28 protein-coding genes and 1 pseudogene are annotated in these 17,808 nt (G+C 48.5%); 28 read left to right on the forward strand and 1 reads right to left on the reverse strand.

Translation table 11 applies throughout. The features are described 5' to 3' along the window. The first annotated feature begins 6 nt into the window (after nt 1-6). From rplC to L21SP2_RS04205, 28 genes and pseudogenes are all read left to right on the forward strand, one after another. Nucleotides 7-630 carry a 50S ribosomal protein L3 gene (gene rplC / locus L21SP2_RS04080; protein WP_041401151.1) on the forward strand — a complete coding sequence of 208 codons (624 nt, stop codon included), beginning with the start codon at nt 7-9 and terminating at the stop codon, nt 628-630. Between the two features lie 9 nt (nt 631-639). Continuing rightward, entirely contained in the window at nt 640-1,287 is a 648-nt protein-coding gene (gene rplD, locus L21SP2_RS04085; RefSeq protein ID WP_024267229.1) for a 50S ribosomal protein L4, read from the forward strand. Between the two features lie 10 nt (nt 1,288-1,297). After that, nucleotides 1,298-1,582 (forward strand): 50S ribosomal protein L23, encoded by a 285-nt coding sequence (gene rplW / locus L21SP2_RS04090; RefSeq protein ID WP_024267230.1) that lies wholly within the window; start codon nt 1,298-1,300, stop codon nt 1,580-1,582. A gap of 16 nt (nt 1,583-1,598) precedes the next feature. After that, complete coding sequence (rplB, locus tag L21SP2_RS04095; RefSeq protein WP_024267231.1) at nt 1,599-2,423, forward strand: 50S ribosomal protein L2; 825 nt, start codon at nt 1,599-1,601, stop codon at nt 2,421-2,423. 10 nt (nt 2,424-2,433) lie between these two features. Continuing rightward, complete coding sequence (gene rpsS, locus L21SP2_RS04100) at nt 2,434-2,718, forward strand: 30S ribosomal protein S19 (RefSeq protein WP_024267232.1); 285 nt, start codon at nt 2,434-2,436, stop codon at nt 2,716-2,718. Between the two features lie 17 nt (nt 2,719-2,735). Beyond that, nucleotides 2,736-3,098, forward strand: a complete 363-nt coding sequence (gene rplV / locus L21SP2_RS04105) for a 50S ribosomal protein L22 (protein ID WP_024267233.1) — start codon at nt 2,736-2,738, stop codon at nt 3,096-3,098. 1 nt (nt 3,099) lies between these two features. Continuing rightward, a complete protein-coding gene (gene rpsC / locus L21SP2_RS04110; RefSeq protein WP_024267234.1) occupies nt 3,100-3,801 on the forward strand; it encodes a 30S ribosomal protein S3 in 702 nt (233 codons plus the stop codon). Beyond that, on the forward strand, nt 3,801-4,226 hold the full coding sequence (gene rplP, locus L21SP2_RS04115; RefSeq protein ID WP_024267235.1) for a 50S ribosomal protein L16: 426 nt from the start codon (nt 3,801-3,803) through the stop codon (nt 4,224-4,226). The genes rpsC and rplP overlap by 1 nt, the downstream gene beginning before the upstream one ends. Before the next feature lie 4 nt (nt 4,227-4,230). Then, entirely contained in the window at nt 4,231-4,431 is a 201-nt protein-coding gene (gene rpmC / locus L21SP2_RS04120) for a 50S ribosomal protein L29 (protein WP_024267236.1), read from the forward strand. A gap of 25 nt (nt 4,432-4,456) precedes the next feature. Next, nucleotides 4,457-4,723, forward strand: a complete 267-nt coding sequence (gene rpsQ / locus L21SP2_RS04125) for a 30S ribosomal protein S17 (RefSeq protein WP_024267237.1) — start codon at nt 4,457-4,459, stop codon at nt 4,721-4,723. A 32-nt stretch (nt 4,724-4,755) separates the two neighbouring features. Further along, nucleotides 4,756-5,124, forward strand: coding sequence for a 50S ribosomal protein L14 (rplN, locus tag L21SP2_RS04130; RefSeq protein WP_041401156.1), 369 nt, complete (start codon nt 4,756-4,758; stop codon nt 5,122-5,124). A gap of 17 nt (nt 5,125-5,141) precedes the next feature. After that, nucleotides 5,142-5,459 (forward strand): 50S ribosomal protein L24, encoded by a 318-nt coding sequence (gene rplX, locus L21SP2_RS04135; protein ID WP_024267239.1) that lies wholly within the window; start codon nt 5,142-5,144, stop codon nt 5,457-5,459. Then, nucleotides 5,459-6,010: a 50S ribosomal protein L5 gene (rplE, locus tag L21SP2_RS04140; protein ID WP_024267240.1), complete on the forward strand. Its 552-nt coding sequence runs from the start codon at nt 5,459-5,461 to the stop codon at nt 6,008-6,010. The genes rplX and rplE overlap by 1 nt, the downstream gene beginning before the upstream one ends. Before the next feature lie 8 nt (nt 6,011-6,018). After that, on the forward strand, nt 6,019-6,204 hold the full coding sequence (locus L21SP2_RS17910; protein WP_081719455.1) for a type Z 30S ribosomal protein S14: 186 nt from the start codon (nt 6,019-6,021) through the stop codon (nt 6,202-6,204). A gap of 11 nt (nt 6,205-6,215) precedes the next feature. After that, nucleotides 6,216-6,614: a 30S ribosomal protein S8 gene (gene rpsH, locus L21SP2_RS04145; RefSeq protein WP_024267241.1), complete on the forward strand. Its 399-nt coding sequence runs from the start codon at nt 6,216-6,218 to the stop codon at nt 6,612-6,614. Nucleotides 6,615-6,624: 10 nt separating this feature from the next. Beyond that, on the forward strand, nt 6,625-7,164 hold the full coding sequence (gene rplF, locus L21SP2_RS04150; protein WP_024267242.1) for a 50S ribosomal protein L6: 540 nt from the start codon (nt 6,625-6,627) through the stop codon (nt 7,162-7,164). Nucleotides 7,165-7,170: 6 nt separating this feature from the next. Beyond that, entirely contained in the window at nt 7,171-7,536 is a 366-nt protein-coding gene (rplR, locus tag L21SP2_RS04155) for a 50S ribosomal protein L18 (RefSeq protein ID WP_280113280.1), read from the forward strand. A gap of 9 nt (nt 7,537-7,545) precedes the next feature. Beyond that, complete coding sequence (rpsE, locus tag L21SP2_RS04160) at nt 7,546-8,061, forward strand: 30S ribosomal protein S5 (protein WP_024267244.1); 516 nt, start codon at nt 7,546-7,548, stop codon at nt 8,059-8,061. A 3-nt stretch (nt 8,062-8,064) separates the two neighbouring features. After that, on the forward strand, nt 8,065-8,247 hold the full coding sequence (rpmD, locus tag L21SP2_RS04165; RefSeq protein WP_024267245.1) for a 50S ribosomal protein L30: 183 nt from the start codon (nt 8,065-8,067) through the stop codon (nt 8,245-8,247). Beyond that, nucleotides 8,244-8,720 (forward strand): 50S ribosomal protein L15, encoded by a 477-nt coding sequence (gene rplO, locus L21SP2_RS04170; protein ID WP_024267246.1) that lies wholly within the window; start codon nt 8,244-8,246, stop codon nt 8,718-8,720. The genes rpmD and rplO overlap by 4 nt, the downstream gene beginning before the upstream one ends. Continuing rightward, complete coding sequence (secY, locus tag L21SP2_RS04175) at nt 8,710-10,032, forward strand: preprotein translocase subunit SecY (RefSeq protein WP_024267247.1); 1,323 nt, start codon at nt 8,710-8,712, stop codon at nt 10,030-10,032. The genes rplO and secY overlap by 11 nt, the downstream gene beginning before the upstream one ends. A gap of 17 nt (nt 10,033-10,049) precedes the next feature. After that, nucleotides 10,050-10,163: a 50S ribosomal protein L36 gene (gene rpmJ / locus L21SP2_RS17915; RefSeq protein ID WP_081719457.1), complete on the forward strand. Its 114-nt coding sequence runs from the start codon at nt 10,050-10,052 to the stop codon at nt 10,161-10,163. Between the two features lie 11 nt (nt 10,164-10,174). Then, nucleotides 10,175-10,540 carry a 30S ribosomal protein S13 gene (gene rpsM, locus L21SP2_RS04180; protein ID WP_024267248.1) on the forward strand — a complete coding sequence of 122 codons (366 nt, stop codon included), beginning with the start codon at nt 10,175-10,177 and terminating at the stop codon, nt 10,538-10,540. Nucleotides 10,541-10,560: 20 nt separating this feature from the next. Beyond that, on the forward strand, nt 10,561-10,944 hold the full coding sequence (gene rpsK / locus L21SP2_RS04185) for a 30S ribosomal protein S11 (protein ID WP_024267249.1): 384 nt from the start codon (nt 10,561-10,563) through the stop codon (nt 10,942-10,944). 152 nt (nt 10,945-11,096) lie between these two features. Beyond that, nucleotides 11,097-12,155, forward strand: coding sequence for a DNA-directed RNA polymerase subunit alpha (locus tag L21SP2_RS04190; protein ID WP_024267250.1), 1,059 nt, complete (start codon nt 11,097-11,099; stop codon nt 12,153-12,155). Next, nucleotides 12,145-12,510, forward strand: a pseudogene (rplQ, locus tag L21SP2_RS04195) (50S ribosomal protein L17); the annotation flags it as partial. The gene L21SP2_RS04190 and the pseudogene rplQ, both read left to right, overlap by 11 nt. Before the next feature lie 221 nt (nt 12,511-12,731). After that, nucleotides 12,732-15,998: a hypothetical protein gene (locus L21SP2_RS04200; RefSeq protein ID WP_024267252.1), complete on the forward strand. Its 3,267-nt coding sequence runs from the start codon at nt 12,732-12,734 to the stop codon at nt 15,996-15,998. 29 nt (nt 15,999-16,027) lie between these two features. Next, the gene (locus tag L21SP2_RS04205) at nt 16,028-17,230 is read left to right on the forward strand and encodes a lysophospholipid acyltransferase family protein (RefSeq protein ID WP_024267253.1); all 1,203 of its coding nucleotides are present in this window, start codon (nt 16,028-16,030) and stop codon (nt 17,228-17,230) included. 52 nt (nt 17,231-17,282) lie between these two features. Here the strand turns inward: L21SP2_RS04205 and L21SP2_RS04210 are convergent, their stop codons facing one another. Beyond that, the gene (locus L21SP2_RS04210; protein ID WP_024267254.1) at nt 17,283-17,741 is read right to left on the reverse strand and encodes a hypothetical protein; all 459 of its coding nucleotides are present in this window, start codon (nt 17,739-17,741) and stop codon (nt 17,283-17,285) included. Nucleotides 17,742-17,808 lie beyond the last annotated feature (67 nt).

Below are 17,808 nucleotides of genomic sequence, written 5' to 3' on the forward strand. Positions count from 1 at the left end.
AATAAGATGATAGGGCTTATTGGTAAAAAAGTCGGAATGACCCAGGTTTTTGATGAAACCGGCGTGGTTACTCCGGTTACCGTCGTAAAGATTGATCCCAATGTCGTTGTTGGACATCGGACCGAAGAAAAAGACGGCTATAACGCAGTGCTTTTGGGTGCCGGCGAAATGAAAGAGAGCCGTGTGACCAAGCCGTATGCAGGTCAGTTTGCAGAAGATGTCAAGCCCCAGCAGCGCCTGGTTGAGATCCGAGATTTTGAACAGGAATGCAAGATCGGCGACACCTTCGGTGCGGATCTTTTTAACGATATTTCTTTTATTGACGTAATCGGCACCTCCAAGGGTAAAGGTACCCAGGGTGTTGTGAAACGTTGGGGTTTCGGTGGCGGTAGAGCCACCCACGGTTCAAAGTTCCACCGGGAAAACGGTGCTACCGGTATGGCTGCATGGCCTTCAAAGGTTATCAAAGGACTGAAAATGTCCGGCCGTATGGGTAATGAACGGGTTACCGTACAGAATCTGAAAATTGTAAAAGTTGACGCAGAGAAACAGGTTGTGCTCGTTAAGGGTGCAGTTCCTGGCCGGAAGAACGGTACGCTGATTCTTCAGAAGGCAAAGAAAAAAGGTTAGGAAACGGTTATGGATAAGAAGGTCCTTTCAGTACAGGGAAAAGAAGTCAAAGATATCTCCCTGAATGACTCGGTGTTTAACCGGGAAGTGAGTGAAGGTGCTGTCTATCATGCCATCAGAAATGAGCTTGCCAACCTTCGCCAGGGTACCGCTTCTACCAAGACCAGAAGTGAAGTCCGGGGATCACACCGGAAACTCTGGAAGCAGAAGGGAACCGGCCGGGCCCGTATGGGTACCCGTCAGAGCCCCGTGTGGGTCGGCGGTGGCGCAGCATTCGGTCCCCGTCCCCGGGATTACAGCTATAAGATGCCCCGGAAGCTGAAGCGGCTTGCTTTTAAATCAATTCTGAGCATGAAGAATCAGAATGACAGCCTCATTGTTGTTGAAGATTTTGATGTGGAAAACGGAAAGACCAAAAATCTTGCCGGTATCCTCAGTAATCTTGGAAACGCAGAACGGACAGTCCTCATTGTGAAAGATGAAGACAAGATGATTAAGCGCGCGGGGAAAAATATCCCCTGGCTTACCACCCTCAGCTATAACAAGCTTCGGGCTCATGATCTGTTCTACGGAAAAAAAGTTGTTGTGCTGGAAAGCGCGGCCCTGAAGCTGAATGATTTTTACAGCGATGAGCCGGCGAAAGCAGCCGCAAAATAAGGGGAGATAGATGAGAGCCGATGAAGTAATTCTTGAGCCCCTGCTGACGGAAAAGAGCAACGGTCTGCGTGAGCAGAACAAGTACAGTTTCGTTGTCAGCCCCCGGGCGAACAAGATTGAAGTTATGAAGGCAGTTGAGGCCCTTTTTGATGTGAAGCCCCAGGGCTGTAACATCGTGAGTGTAAAGGGTAAGCCCCGGCGGGTTCGCTTTGCCGTTGGTAAAACTGCGAGTTGGAAAAAGGCGGTTGTGACTCTGAAAGCCGGAGACACAATATCCATTTTTGAAGGTGCCTAAAACGTAGGAAGATATTATGGGAACTAAGAACTATAACCCGACAACCCCTGGACTTCGCGGCACCACCGGACTGACCTATGAGGAAATCACCAAGGGTCGACCCGAGAAAGGTCTTACCAAAGGTAAGAACGGCAAAGCCGGTCGGAACTCCGCTGGACGGATCTCCATACGCCGAAGAGGCGGTGGTCACAAGCGGAAGTACCGAGTTATCGACTTTGCCCGGGATAAGCACGGTGTGCCCGGTGTTGTTGCCGCAATAGAGTACGACCCCAACCGCAGTGCAAATATCGCACTGGTTCAGTATCGGGACGGAGACAAGAGGTACATTCTTGCTCCCCGGGGTGTAAGTGTTGGTCATGAGATTTTGAGCGGTGAAGGTGCCGCGCCCAAAGTGGGTAACGCACTTCCTCTGGAAAATATTCCGGTGGGTACCACTGTTCATAATGTTGAACTGGAGCTTGGCCGCGGCGGTCAGCTGGTTCGTGCTGCTGGAGCTTCCGCAATCATCGTTGCAAAGGACAAGGATTACGTTACCGTAAAACTTCCTTCAGGCGAAATGCGGATGGTGTTTAAGAAGTGCTTTGCGACCGTAGGAACTGTGGGCAATATTGACCACATGAATGTAAGTCTGGGTAAAGCCGGACGTTCAAGATGGCTCGGTCGCCGTCCCAAGGTTCGCGGTGTTGTTATGAACCCCGTAGATCACCCCCATGGTGGTGGTGAAGGCCGGACCTCCGGTGGACGTCATCCTGTTTCTCCCTGGGGTATGCCAACCAAAGGGTATAAAACACGGAAGAAACGTAAGACTTCTAGCCGGTTTATTGTGAAGAGACGCAAGTAGGAGATTCGACGTGTCAAGATCAATTAAAAAGGGTCCTTTTGTCGCAAAGAGCCTCTATAAAAAAGTGAATGAGATGGCGAAAGGTGAGGGCGGAAAGAAGATGATTAAGACATTTTCCCGTTCATCAACCATCATCCCTGACATGGTCGGGATGACCATCTCTGTGTATAACGGAAAGACCTGGGTTCCGGTTTATGTGACCGAAAACCTTGTCGGTCATAAGCTCGGTGAGTTTGCGCCCACCAGACTGTTTCGGGGTCATGCCGGATCAGATGCGAAAGCTGGTAAGCGCTAGGAAGAGGAAGAAAAATAATGGCAGAGAAACGTGGATATAAAGCACACGCCCGTTATGTTCTGATCTCCCCAACAAAGGTGCGCCGGGTAGCAGACAATGTACGCCGGAAGAGCTATCCCGAAGCTATCGCCATTCTGGAAAACCTGCCCCACAAGGGTGCGAAGATTCTGCAGAAGGTTATTCAGAGTGCGGCGGCAAATGCACTGTATCAGAACAAGCAGCTTGATGAAGACATGCTTTTCATCAGTGAGTTGATGGTAAATGAAGGTCCCCGGATGAAGCGCTTGTGGAGACGGGGTCGCGGTCGGGCTGATGTTCTCTTGAAGAGAATGAGTCATGTGACTGCGGTAGTGGATGAAGTAAATAAGGCGGGAGTGTAACGTGGGACAGAAAGTAAATCCGATCGGTCTGCGTCTTGGTATTAACAAAACCTGGAGTTCCAAATGGTATGTGGATCCCAGGGATTATGCGGATACTCTTCATGAGGATCTGAAACTCAGGAAAGCTCTGAAAGAGCTGCCTGAAACCAGGAACGCCGACATTGCTGAAGTGGAGATTGTACGTCATCCCCAGAGGATCACGCTGGTAATTCATACCTCCCGGCCCGGTGTAATCATCGGAACCAAGGGTGCCACCATTGAAAAAATCGGTGCATCTTTGCAGAAGATTACCGGGAAAAAGATCCAGCTGAAAATTAAAGAGATTAAAAAGCCTGAGACGGACGCTCAGATCATTGCATTGGATGTGGCGAGAAAGCTGAAGGGTCGTTCATCCTTCCGCCGCACACTGAAAATGACTGCTGCACAGGCCATGAAGGGCGGAGCACAGGGTGTGAAAATCCTGATTTCCGGCCGGCTTGGCGGTGCCGAAATGAGCCGTAACGAGGTGATCAAGCAGGGAAGAATTCCTCTGCATACCCTCCGGGCGAATATCAACTATGGTTTCGCGGAAGCCCACACAACCTTCGGTATCATCGGGGTGAAGGTGTGGATCTTCAAAGGTGAAGTACTGAAGCGCGAGGCGAAAGAAGATGCCGGTGCTCTGGTTCGTAAGAAAAGAGAGCCCCGGGAAGGGAGAAAGTAATGCTGAGTCCGAAAAGACTGAAATATCGTAAACAGCAGCGTAACGTGAAAAACTCCCTTCTGGGAAAAGCCCAGCGGGGAAACACCATTGCTTTCGGTGAATACGCTCTTGTTGCCCTGGGCAACAAATGGGTGACCAATCGTCAGATTGAAGCTGCACGTATTGCCATGACCCGTCATATCAAGCGTGGCGGTAAAGTATGGATACGGCTGTTTCCCGATGTTCCCTATACCCGGAAGCCCGCAGAAACCCGAATGGGTAGCGGTAAGGGAAGTCCTGACGCATGGGTGGCTGTTGTGAAACCCGGCACGGTAATGTTTGAAATCGCCGGTGTAAGTAAAGAGTTGGCTTCAGAAGCTATGAGACGCGCTGCGTCCAAGCTTCCGATTAAGTGCAAGTTTGTGGTTCGGGAAGATCTGGAGTAGAAGTATGAAAAATTCATTTAAAGATCTGACCTTTGATGAACTGGTGCAGAAGCGGGAAGAGCTGAAGACCAAAATTATGGATGTTCGTTTCAAGTCTGTGGTTGGTCATGTGGATAATCCTCTGGAGAAAAGAAATCTCCGACGCCAGATTTCCCGGCTGAACAGTCTTATCTACAACCACCCCGATGTTACCGGTGACGAGTAGATCAGGGAAGTTGAGGAGAAAAGCTGTGGAAAATACAAAGGTTAAGAGAAACCGTCGTTCCTACACCGGTGTGGTGGTAAGCGACAAAATGGACAAGACTGTGGTTATTCGGGTGACAACCAAAAGAACCCACAATCTGTATAAGAAATATGTGACTTGGTCCAAGAAGCTGAAGGTTCATGATGAGGCTAACGATGCGAACACGGGAGATACCATCCGTGTTGAAGAGTGCCGACCCATCAGCAAGAACAAGACCTGGCGCATGGTTGAAATTGTAGAACGGGCTCGCTAGGCCATACTGCGAAGGTTGTAAAGGGTAAACGTATGATTCAGATGCAAACATATTTAACAGTCGCAGATAACAGTGGTGCCAAGCGGGTACAGTGTATCAAGGTGCTTGGCGGCAGCAAAAGAAAAACTGCTGGTATTGGCGACATCGTTGTAGTAAGCGTAAAAGACGCCCTCCCCAATGCGCCCCTGAAAAAGGGAAAGGTTGAAAAGGCGGTAATTGTACGAACCAAGTCATCCTACCGACGGCAGGATGGAACATATATCCGGTTCGATGAGAATGCCTGCGTGATTATCGACGCAAACCACAATCCCAAGGGTAAGCGCATTTTCGGGCCTGTTGCCCGGGAGCTTCGTGATAGAGACTTCATGAAGATTGTGTCTCTTGCACCGGAAGTATTGTAAGGATACGGGAGAACGCAATGAACACGTATACAACAAAGATTAAGAAGAATGACCAGGTAATGGTTGTTGCGGGAAGAGAAAAGGGCAAGACCGGCCGTGTACTCCGGATCGATCTGAAGAACGGAAGAATCCTGATCGAAGGCGTGAACATGGTGAAAAAGGCTGTTCGCAAGAAAAGCCAGAACGACCGCGGAGGCATCATGGAGGTGGAAGCACCTCTGCATATCTCCAATGTTCAGCTGGTGGGAAAGAACGGTAAGCCCGCGCGGGCCGGCTTTAAGCTCGACGGCGATAAGAAGGTTCGCGTTAACGCGAAAACAGGAGAGGCTCTGTAATGGCAAGTGCTGTACCTACATTAAAAGCTCTCTACACCGATAAGGTGCGAAAAGAGCTTCAGGATGAGTTTGGATACAAAAGCTCCATGCAGCTTCCCCGTATTGAAAAAGTTATTGTCAGCATGGGTGTCGGCGATGCTATCTCCAACAAAAAACTGTTGGACGTAGCGGTAAACGAGTTGACCCAGATTGCCGGACAGCGGGCCGTAAAGACCCGGGCCAAGAAGTCAATCTCTAACTTTAAGCTTCGGGAAGGCATGGAAGTGGGTGCGAAGGTCACGCTCCGTGGAAACAGAATGTATGAATTCATGGATCGTCTGATCAATATCGCCCTCCCCCGGGTAAAAGACTTTCGGGGTGTGAATCCGAATGCGTTTGACGGTCATGGAAACTATTCGCTGGGTGTAACCGAACAGATCATATTTCCGGAAATTGTATATGACCGGATTGAACGGATCAGCGGGTTGAACATCGCGATTGTTACGACTGCCAAGACCGATGTCGAGGCGAAAAGCCTGCTTGGCAAGCTCGGAATGCCGTTCAGGAAATAGGGGGAGACATGGCGAAGAAATCAATGATAAACAAAGCGCAGCGCAAACCCAAATATATGACCAGAAGGGTTAATCGCTGTAAGGTCTGTGGACGTCCCCGGGGTTATATGAGGAAGTTCCAGATGTGTCGTGTGTGTTTCCGGAAGTATGCCAGTGAAGGCCTGATTCCCGGTGTAACAAAGTCCAGCTGGTAAGGGAGTTAAGAATGAGTATTAGCGATCCTGTAGCAGATATGCTCACAAAAATCCGGAATGCCTCCATGGCAAGTTTTGAGAAGGTTGATGTGACTCCCTCAAAGCTCAAACTGGAAATTGTGAAGATATTGAAGAACGAAGGCTACGTGAAGAACTTCAAGAAAGTGACCAAGGATGGCATCGATGTCATCAGGGTTTTCCTGAAGTATGATGAAAATGATAAGCCGATTATTCACGGCCTTCAGAAAATTTCGAAGCCCGGACGTCGGGTGTATTCGGGGTATAAAGAACTGCCCCGGATTCTGAATGGTTATGGTACCCTGATCGTTTCCACTTCCACCGGTGTAACAACCGGACGCAAGGCGAGTGAGAAAAAGGTCGGGGGAGAACTGATCTGTTCAATCTGGTAAGGGGTAATACATGTCACGAATTGGAAAACTGCCTGTGGCGATCCCACAGGGTGTGGAAGTCAATGTAACCGACGACACCTTTACCGTGAAGGGACCAAATGGAAGTCTGAGCCAGACATACAAGCCCCTGGTAAGTTTCAAATCTGAAGATAATCAGATTGTTGTAACCCGGAAGAATGAATCCAAAGAAGCAAAAAGTCTTCACGGACTCTACCGGAACCTTCTGAATAACATGGTTATTGGAGTTACCAAGGGTTTTGAACGCGCTTTGATTATAAATGGTGTTGGTTACCGTGCCGAAGTGAAGGGACAGAGCATTCTCATGAATCTTGGTTTTTCAAACCAGATCGAGTATGTAATCCCCGAAGGTGTTGAGGTACAGGTAGAGGGACAGAACAAGGTTATCATTAAAGGTAACGATAAAGTTCTGGTCGGTCGCGTTGCGTCGGAAATACGCTCATTAAGACCCCCCGAACCCTATAAGGGTAAGGGCGTACGTTATGAAGATGAGCGCATCCGCCGCAAGGAAGGAAAGACCGGTATCAAATAATAGGGCATTGATATGAAGAGAATTGTTGAGAAAAAACAAAGACTGAATCGACGGAAAATGCGTGTCCGGAGAAAGATTACCGGTACCGCTGAACGTCCCCGTCTCACCGTTTACAAGAGTAACAAAAATATCTATGCCCAGGTTATTGACGATGTAAAGGGTCATACCATTACATCGGTCTCTACCCAGGGAGGAGAGTACAGCGCTCTCAAGGTAAACGTTGAAGACGCCGCAAAGCTTGGTGAAGCCCTCGGTAACTCACTGAAGGAACTGAAGGTGACGGAAGTCGTTTTTGACAGAAATGGTAGACTGTATCACGGAGTCATTAAAGCCTTCGCTGATGGTGCCCGGAAGTCCGGTATCAAATTCTAGGGAGGAATGATGGATCGGAGAAACAGAGGTCGCGATCGCGATCAAGACAAAGAATTTAGTGAAAAGCTGATCCAGCTTAACCGGGTAGCAAAAGTTGTAAAGGGCGGACGCCGCTTCAGCTTTTCCGCTCTGGTGGTTGTGGGAGATAAAAAGGGCCGTGTCGGTTTCGGGTTCGGTAAAGCAAACGATGTGTCCGAAGCCATCCGGAAGGCCGTTGAGAAGGGTAAGAAAAGCCTGGTAGTTGTACCCATTAAGAATGGTACGCTTCCCCACAAGATTACCGGCAAATACAAAAGCTCATCCATACTTATGAAGCCTGCCGCCCCCGGTGCGGGAGTAATCGCCGGCGGTGCTGTTCGTGCAATCCTCGAGCTTGGTGGTCTCAGTGACGTGCTCAGCAAGTCCCTGGGAAGTCAGAATGCAATTAACGTTGTAAAAGCCACCTTCAACGGTCTCGAGAACGTAATGGATGCTAAGAAAATTGCCAGCGACCGGGGTAAATCCCTGAAGGAGCTGTGGGGTTAAGCTATGAAGGTACGAATTACGTTGAAAAAGAGTCCCAACGGCCGGAAGCCCAGACACAGAGCTACTGTTGAAGCTCTGGGTCTGCGAAAGCTTAACCAGTCGATTGAGAAGGAACTGAATCCCATGATTCAGGGAATGATCAATACAGTTGATTATCTCCTTGAGGTTGAGGAGCTGAAGAAATGAGCATGTTGAAGAAACCTGAAGGTTCAACCCGTCGTCGCAAACGGGTCGGCAGGGGACAGGGCAGCGGCCTTGGTCTCACCGCCGGCCGGGGTGACAACGGTCAGAACGCACGCTCCGGCGGCGGAGTACGCCCGGGGTTTGAAGGTGGCCAGATGCCTCTGTACCGCCGGATTGCCCGCAGGGGTTTCAGTAACTATCCTTTCAAGACCAAGGTTGCCGTACTGAATCTGGACGCTCTGCAGCAGAATTATAAAAGTGGAGAAACCGTATCCCTCGAAAGCCTTGCAAAAAAAGGCCTGATCAAGAGCAGGGAAAAGAACGTGAAGATACTGGGTAATGGTGAAATCAAGAAAAAACTCAGCGTCGAATACATTGCGGTTTCCGAGTCTGCCAAGGCAAAGATAGAAAAAGCCGGCGGAACTGTAACAGAACTCAAAGTACTTGATACACAGGAACAGAACGATGGCGAATAATGCGTTGCTCGACATATTCAGAATCAAGGATCTCCGGGACAGAATTTTATTCACCCTGGGTGTGCTGGTAATTTACCGGGTGGGAACATTTATTCCCATTCCCGGTATCAATGTCAGCGCCATTCAGAATGCAATAACCGCCTCCCAGGCGGGAAGCGGACTGAGCATCACCGGATATCTGGATTTCTTCTCTGGCGGCGCATTCTCAAACTTTTCTGTTTTCATGTTGGGTATTATGCCCTACATCTCCATGTCAATTATCATGCAGCTGATGCTGCTGGTGTTCCCTTCCCTGAAGAAGCTTCAGATGGAAGAGGGCGGTTCCAAGAAGATTCAGCGGTATATCCGTTACGGAACCGTTGTGGTTGCACTCATGCAGTCTTTGGTAATTCGTCAGTATGCGAACAGCATTCCCGACGCCATTGCCCTGGATAACCGATTTGTGTTCACCATATTCGCCATGCTTTCAGTTACCGTGGGTACCATGTTTCTCATGTGGCTTGGAGAGCAGATCAATCAGAGAGGTATCGGTAACGGTATATCCCTGATCATATTCGCAGGTATTGTTGCGCGGATGCCCGGTGCATTCTGGTCACTGTATCAGGAAATGCTCAACGGGCTGAATCCGGTGTTTGTAATGCTTGCAATTCTGATGTTTGTCGCCGTAATTGTACTTGTTATTTATGAACAGCGGGGTCAGCGGAAAATTCCGGTGAACTATGCAAAGCGGGTTGTTGGACGCCGAATGTACGGGGCTCAGAGCACCTACATTCCATTCAAAATCAATCCGTCCGGGGTTATTCCGGTAATTTTTGCTTCTTCCATTCTGACATTTCCCATTCAGATCGCAAGCGGTCTGGCTGCGGATGTGAGATGGCTTCAGAGTTTGCAGAGATTCCTGAGTCCCGATGGAGCACCCTACATCATTATCTACACGCTCCTAATTGTCTTCTTTGCATACTTTTACACCCAGGTTTCCCTGAATCCCATTGAAATTTCTCGGCAGATAAGGGAGAATGGCGGTTCTATACCCGGTATCCGGGCGGAAAAGATGGAAGAGCATATGTCGAAGGTTCTCAATCGGATTATCCTTCCCGGCGCGCTCTTTCTGGCGTTCATAGCAGTCATACCAACCATCGCCCAGTCAGTTTTTGACTTTCCGGTTCAGGTTGCATACCTGATGGGTGGTACTTCCCTGCTGATTCTTGTTGGTGTTGACCTTGATCTGATGAGTCAGATTGAAGGGCAACTGCGAATGCATCACCACGATGGTCTTACAAAGAAGGGACGCATTAAGTCCCGGAACTTGTAAAGTAAAAAGGACGAATTATGAAAGTACGGGTTAGTGTTAAGCCAATCTGTGACAATTGCAAAGTTATTCGGCGGCGGGGGGTTGTACGCATTATCTGTGATAATCCCAAGCATAAGCAGAGACAGAAGTAGGAGGAGTTTGAATGGCTCGTATTGCCGGTGTAGACTTACCGAATAAGCACATTGAAATAGCTCTTACGTATATTTACGGGATTGGCCATACTTCCGCACAGGAAATCTGTGACAAAGCAGGAATTCCCAGAAATAAGCGTACAAATGAGCTTGATTCCGAAGAGACAAACGCTCTGCGCGGAATACTTGAAAGTGATTACAAAGTGGAAGGCCGCCTTCGGACGGAAATCAGTCTGAATATAAAGCGGCTTATGGATATCGGATCGTATCGCGGTCTTCGTCATCGAAGGGGACTTCCAGTCCGCGGGCAGCAGACACAGACAAATGCCCGAACCCGAAAGGGTAAGCGGAAGACCGTTGCAGGCAAGAAAAAGTAGTTACCCTGGAGGGTTAATCATTGGCTAAGGTTAGCAGAAAGAAGAAAGAGAAAAAGACGGTACACGAAGGACAGGTTCATATTCAGGCCACCTTCAACAACACAATTGTTACCGTATCCGATCTTCGAGGTAATACCGTTTCCTGGGCGAGTGCCGGCGGACTGGGTTTCAAGGGAGCAAAAAAATCCACTCCCTATGCAGCTCAGACAACAGCTGAAACTGCAGCTCAAAAGGCAATGGATTACGGATTGAGAGAAGTACATGTGTATGTAAAGGGTCCCGGTGTGGGACGGGAATCTGCAATCCGTTCCTTGGGAAATCTGGGCCTTCGTGTGAAGAGCATCAAAGATGTAACTCCCATTCCTCATAACGGTTGTCGGCCGCGGAAGACTCGAAGAGTCTGATGCCATCGGGGGTCAGTGTATTCTTTAGTATACATCCTATGCTTCAGAATACCGACCCTTCGCCGATAGTATGAGATAGAAGATCCAGTGGAACCAGGCGGGGTTCAGGTTCTTACAGTAATTAACCTCGCCTATACAACCAAGGAGCATACATGGCACGTAAAAACCTGTTAAAAGGTTTTAAAAAACCAAAGGGAATTACCTTCGAGCACAGTGAAGTTACTCCGGATTACGGTCGTTTTATTGCGTATCCTTTTGAACGGGGATACGGTACAACCATCGGAAATACCCTGAGGCGGATACTGTTGTCCAGCATACAGGGCTATGCTATCAGCGCGATCAGGATTACCTCCTACGATGCTGAAGGCAATGCTCACGTGCTGTCCAGTGAATATGAATCAATTCCCGAGGTTGTTGAAGATACATCAGATCTCATCAGCAGCCTCAAACAGCTTCAGATTAAACTCCCCGAAGACACTGAACAGAAAAATATTCTTGTTGAAGTGAAAGGCGAGGGAGAGATTACCGGAGCCAGTCTCGAAGTTGATTCTGAGATCGAAGTAATCAACAATGATCTTCATCTTCTTACGTGCATGCCGAATGCACATTTGGAGATAGAGGTTCAAATAGATCTCGGCCGGGGATATGTTCCAGCCGAGCTGAATGAAAACTATATCGAGATAATCGGAACCATTCCCATGGATGCAATTTTCTCGCCGATTAAGCGGGTTGTGTTCAAGACAGAGAATACCCGTGTAGGGAACCGGGCCGATTATGATAAGCTGACTCTTGAAATATGGACCGACGGAACTATCAAGCCTGACGATGCTCTGGCTGAAGCGGCGAAGATTGCCAAGGACCATTTTACCATATTTATCAACTTCGACGAGAACGATATTCTTGCCGAAGAAGATGTGGATGAAGAGAACGCCCGCATTCAGGCAATACTCGAGACACCCGTGGAAGAACTGGAACTCTCGGTTCGGTCCAGCAATTGTCTCAAGAATGCGAACATCAAATCCATAGGTGATCTCACCTCAAAAACTGAAGATGAAATTGCAAAAACACGGAACTTCGGGAAGAAGTCGCTCCAGGAGATCAAGGAAAAACTCAAAGAGTGGAACCTGAGCCTCGGAATGACGGATTACAGTTCTCTTCGGGGAACCACCCGGGTACCGGAAAATAAGGAAGATGTAAACGATGAAGCATAGAATCGGATTTAACCCCCTCGGCCGAAAGGCCAGTCACAGGGAGTCATTAACACGAAACATGGTTACATCTCTTTTTCGGTATGAGCGGATAAAAACTACCAAAACAAAGGCAATGGAAATCCGCCGGACTGCTGAAAAGATGATAACCCGAGCAAAAGAAGATTCCGTACATAACAGACGGATGGTCGGACGGAGAATAAAAGACAAGGAAATTTTGTCCAAGCTTTTCACCGATCTTGGTCCCCGCTTCAAGGAACGCAACGGCGGCTATACCCGGGTATACAAACTGGGTCAGCGCCAGGGCGATGCAGCGGAGATGGTTATTCTCGAGCTGGTGGATCGCTCAACTGAAGAGTAATCGAACAGAGCAGCATCACACAGCATATACGGTGGTCTGTACGTCAGTTTTGTAACAAACCGGCACACATACACTACCGCCAATCAAACCCCGGAGGATTCGTGGAATACGAAAAATCCGGGGTCTTTTTTTGCAGCATTCGCTTCACCGAAAAAGAGTTTTGTATTCCCGGTAAAATGTCGATATAGTATTAGAGGTGTTGTCCGGAATTAGTAACTATGAGCAATATTAAAAAACTTCTGATAAGTTTCACAGTCGCATTGATTCTCACTGCCTCTTTTTTGGTACTAGGCCAAACCGGTCTGTTTCAGAAAATCGAAACCGAATTTTACAATAACCGTGTCCTGGAAACAGTCGATGAATCTCTGAACGAAGTAAATGAAGTTTTTTCTCAATATGAAAACGGCATGCTTGAAAGGTTTCAGGAAATTCTTTCCGATGAATCTATCAGAAGCAGTTATGCCGTGAATCAGGTTCAGGCTGATATTAATAGAAGAACCGAAATTATCCAAAACCTGATCCGGGATTATCCGGCATTTGTCAGTTTCCGGGTTTTCGATGATGATTTTTCCCAACTGCATTATTCAAGTCGCCTTTCCGATATCCAATCCCGGGGAGCCTCAGGAATTCGGTACCTGCCGGTTGAACAGTTGGATATCAGCGTCGACAGCCTACGGGAACGTGCATCTGAAGTGGATCTGCAGTCAGATGCAGGAAAACGCCATATCAACAGCGAATTTCAACTCATTGAATATATGTTTCCTGTGTATAACAATGTTGATATATTCTCCGGCTACGCACTGGCCTCAATCAATACCAGTTCCCTCAATAACATACTCACGCGAAACAGACTGATCCCCTACGGACAGACGGTAAAAATCTTCCCCCCTGACGGGATGATACTGAATCCCCCCGAACAGTCTGAGAATCTTCTTTCAACTCTGGAAACGCGCTGGAATGCACTGATGACCCAAGAGGATATCACCTTGAATATTCAAAACCAGGGTGATGTGCTTGTCCGCATTGCTGAGGGTGAAAACATCAGCAGCGTATCTTTGATCCCTCTGGATGAACTTGAGTTTACATCAGCAATGAAAATCTTTTTATCTGCTACGCTGTTCTTTACCGGGTTTCTTGTACTGCTGTTATTGCTGAACCTCAGACAGGACAGTGAAGTTGTTGTGCGTGACAGAGTCAAACGATTCCAATTGGATCTGCTGAAAGAAGCGGTGGATAAAAAAGGCAACGTGGATCTTCAGAAATGGCAGACAGAATTGAGAGTTCGCAAGGACGATCTGAAGAAGCAGCTCACCAAAGGAATTTCCGACAGGGATTCCCAGCGATACGGCGAACTCATCGACAGCAGCTGGGAAGATATCCTGGATGTTCTGGGCAGCAGGCAAATGAACAACCAGCTGCAAAGCAGTGCAAATGTGAACTTCGACCCCGCTCATCTGGAACAACTTGTTGAGAATATCCTTGCCAGATTGGAGCATACTGGCATAAATCCGCAATATCTGGGCCGATCCCCCGGATCAACCCAGGGGGCTGACGCCGGGAAGCCCGCCCCGCCTTCTTCCGCCGCTCCAGACGACAAGCTGGAAGAAATATCCGAGGCCGCGGACGACTTGCAGCCGGTGGAAGACCTTGAGGCCGCGGACGATTTGCAGCCGGTGGAAGATCTTGAGGCCGCCGATGATCTCCAGCCTGTGGAAGACCTTGAAGCCGCGGATGATCTCCAACCGGTTCAAGAGCTCAGCGATGAAATCGGTGAAGAGAGCAGTGAAAAATCAGCGGAAGAGCCGACGGAGGTGTTGGAAGAAATTTCCGAGGCCGTGTCCCACGGTGAAACTGAACCCATGGACGATGCAGTTGCTCTGATGGATGTGGAAGGCGAGGATTATGCCGATTCCGGCGGCGATGATGACGGGAACCATGGACGGTATGAGAAGTATCTTTCAGAAAGCGGAAAAGAAGGTGCTGAAGGACTCCCTGCCTCTGCTATGGCGGATTCCGGAGATGGAATCGAGGAGCTTGTCAGCGGAACTGACTTTGATTTTCAGGAAACTTTTTCAGAGGATGCCCTGAGTGATGATGCCGATTATACCGATGTTGAACCTGAAACCGAGACCATCTATATCGATGAAGATGTAGAATTTGAGCAGGATGCTCAGGAAGAATCTCCCCGATACTTTGCGGATGATTCCCAACTGCAAAGCAGCCCCATTGTTCAGGCATTTAATGTGGATGAAGCTTTGGATAATATTCGTCTGGAACTGCCGGATATTGCAGAGTTTGATTTGGATATGAGGCCTTCGGAAGCCCAAAACCTTCTTGAACAGATGGGGGAGGATTCGGTGGCTCCTGCTCATGATGTAGTTTCACTGAAAAGCCCTGCTGTATATCATGGTATTTCCAGTCTTAAAGAGGGTGAATACCGTATGTTCGGCTTCGGAGGTCAGTCGACCATAGCAGTTCTTGATCAGGCGGTTGAAGCGGAGATAATCGGGTATGTGACTGATTTTGAACCCGACGATTATGCCGAACTTGAAGATTTGGATGAACTCCGGGATGTGGAGGATATATACACCGATGGAGCCGGTCTTGGCCAGCCAGAAGAATTGGAGGACGTTGAAGACCTGGAAGACCTGGAAGACCTGGAAGATCTTGAAGATCTGGGGGGTGTACAGCCCGCCCCGGGAGATAATGGCGAAGTTGTACTTCGGGTGAGCCTTGAAGATTTGCTCATGGAACAACATAGCCGCAGTCGTTCCGGTCCTGCCATTCGGGAGGATGCTGAAGGGACTCCGTATGTTTCCGATGAATTGTACAGTTCAGGAATTGCACCCGGGCGGAGAGACTTTAAGGACTTGGTGGATGAGATTGTTGGTTCTGATACTTCAGAGGATGATTCTGACAGTGATGAGTCCATACATAAGATTCTCCAGGCCGAGGAGTTGGATTTAGATGATATGCTTTCCCAGGAGCGTATTTCAGAAGGCGGAGATGATTTTGCCGATAAAGCCTTTTACCACCACCGCTCCTCCGAGGGCAGTCTCAGCACCTCTGAAAGAGGAATCGAGTACGACGATTTTGAGAAACAGTTCTCCAACCCTGCCAGTAAGAAACTTCGATCCATGATGAAGCTCACCAGACAGGTGAACGCCCAGTCTGCTGTAATCATCGATATTGATGAGGATGCTGATTTGAGCAATTCCATTGGTTTCAGCAAGGCGGATTTTTCAAGGATTTCAGCTGTCGATATCAACACCATGAAGCAGGTGGCCTCAGATCAGGAAATGCTCTATGTGGGCTCGTCCCGGCTTCATTCTCAGTTTCCCCTTTTTGCTTCTCAGAAGGAAAGGATTGCAGGTGCGTTTTTTGCTCCAGTCCACTATCAGGGGAAAACACAGGTGATGGTGCTGGGGTTAACTCATCCGGTTGACGACGTAAATGAGTTTGTCAAACGCAATTTTATGGTATAATCGAACTCAATTAAATATTTGAGGTCATTATGCAGAAAACATGTCGACGTTTTTTAATTCAAAAACTGAGTTATATACTAATCCGCCCCTTCGCCTGGCTGTTTTTTATTACCCGATACCGGGTCAAGTTTGAAATACCCCCTGAAATCAGAGATCTGAAAGGTTCATATGTTCTGCTGGGTAACCATGTGAATAAATGGGATCCGTTTATCGCAACTATCGGCCTGAAACGATTGGTGAACTTTATCGCATCAGATTTCGTTTTCCGGAAACCCTTTCTCGCCTGGCTGTTGGGGTTGCTGGGGGCGGTACCGAAGGTAAAGTTTCGATCAGATATGGGGTCTCTCCGCACGTTGATGGATGTGCGAAGCTGCGGGGGCATTATCGGAATCTTTCCCGAGGGCCACACCAACTGGTCGGGCAAAACCATGGAGATAACCCCTTCAACGGGAAAACTCCTCCGCCTTCTCAGAGCGCCGGTGGTAGCCGTGAACATACAGGGCGGCTATATTTCCGAACCCCGCTGGCATAGAGGTATTCTCGCACCGGGAATAGTGATGAAGTTTTCCCTTCTCTTTACTGAGAATGAGGTCCGAAGTCTCAGCATTGCACAGCTGAATGCCCGTTTGCAAATTGCTTTGGAACATAACGAGTGGGATTACCTCAGAGAACATCCCAGGGAGCTTCCGGCTGTGGACAGGGCGAGGGGTATTGAGCATGCGGTGTTCATATGCCCGGACTGCGGTTCCATCGGCAGTCTTCGAAGCCGGAATAATTCCCTCAGGTGCACGGTGTGCTCAGGTGAGTTGGAGATTAATCGTTATGGGTTTCCATCCGAAGCAACGTTTCAAAACAGTTTTCCCGATATTGCCCTGTGGGATCAATGGCAGCAGGACAGGCTAATTTCACTTATATCAGGCCAAACAGGACAGGCCATTTTTGAAGACGGACCAGCACGTTTTGCCTACGCCCCTGATGGTAAAACTTTCAGCCGGTTTTCCCGGTGGGGTACCCTGAAATTCAGCGGAACATCCCTTGTTTTACACGGGGAGGAGTCAATTGAGTATGAGATCCGGACTCTCTCCGGAATCGGGGTGCAGAACAGTGAGCAGCTGGAATTTTATGTGAATAATACTCTGACCACCATCGAATTCAAAGAGGATTTTGTATCTCCCTATAAGTGGCTATCAGCACTGAACCATGCACAGGTATTCCTGGGTGAAGAGGAGTAGGCAGGTGCAGGGGCAGACATGGTAGATTTTCCTTCACTGCCGAATGGCAGTGTTATGTTTCATCATGTGCAGGGCGATTACTGCTGACATCCTCTTGTTCACCCAGCCGGGATGAGAGGTAGGAGATAATTGCCGACCTGCCTTCCAGGGTTTTCTTTTCAAATCCGGGAAGGGGGGCGATTTCCTGTACCAGCCGGTCAAAGTTGTGGAAATCGTTGGGAATGGTCAGAAGCTGATCATCATTCTCACAGTAAATATACAGCATTTTTCCCTGTTTCCCCTGGGCGAGGCCGCAGTGACTGATATCGGATTTGGTCATTCGAATTTCTGATCCGTTTGAAGTTTTACAGATGATTTTGTCTTCAGTGGTTTCCACATAGCTTTTTTTATGCTGCATGAAATATCTGAAAAGCAGAAAGGCTCCGGCCAGAGAGAGAAGCCCGAAAAGAAGGCCGGACTCGCCTCCCAGGGCGACAAGAAGAGTAAATGCCGTACTGATAAGGATAACCATGACTGCCACTGTGAGAATCGCACGAGGGTTCCCACTCACTTTAAATCTGTATACCATGGCTTCACAT

The organism is Salinispira pacifica (assembly GCF_000507245.1).
GTDB lineage: Bacteria > Spirochaetota > Spirochaetia > DSM-27196 > Salinispiraceae > Salinispira > Salinispira pacifica.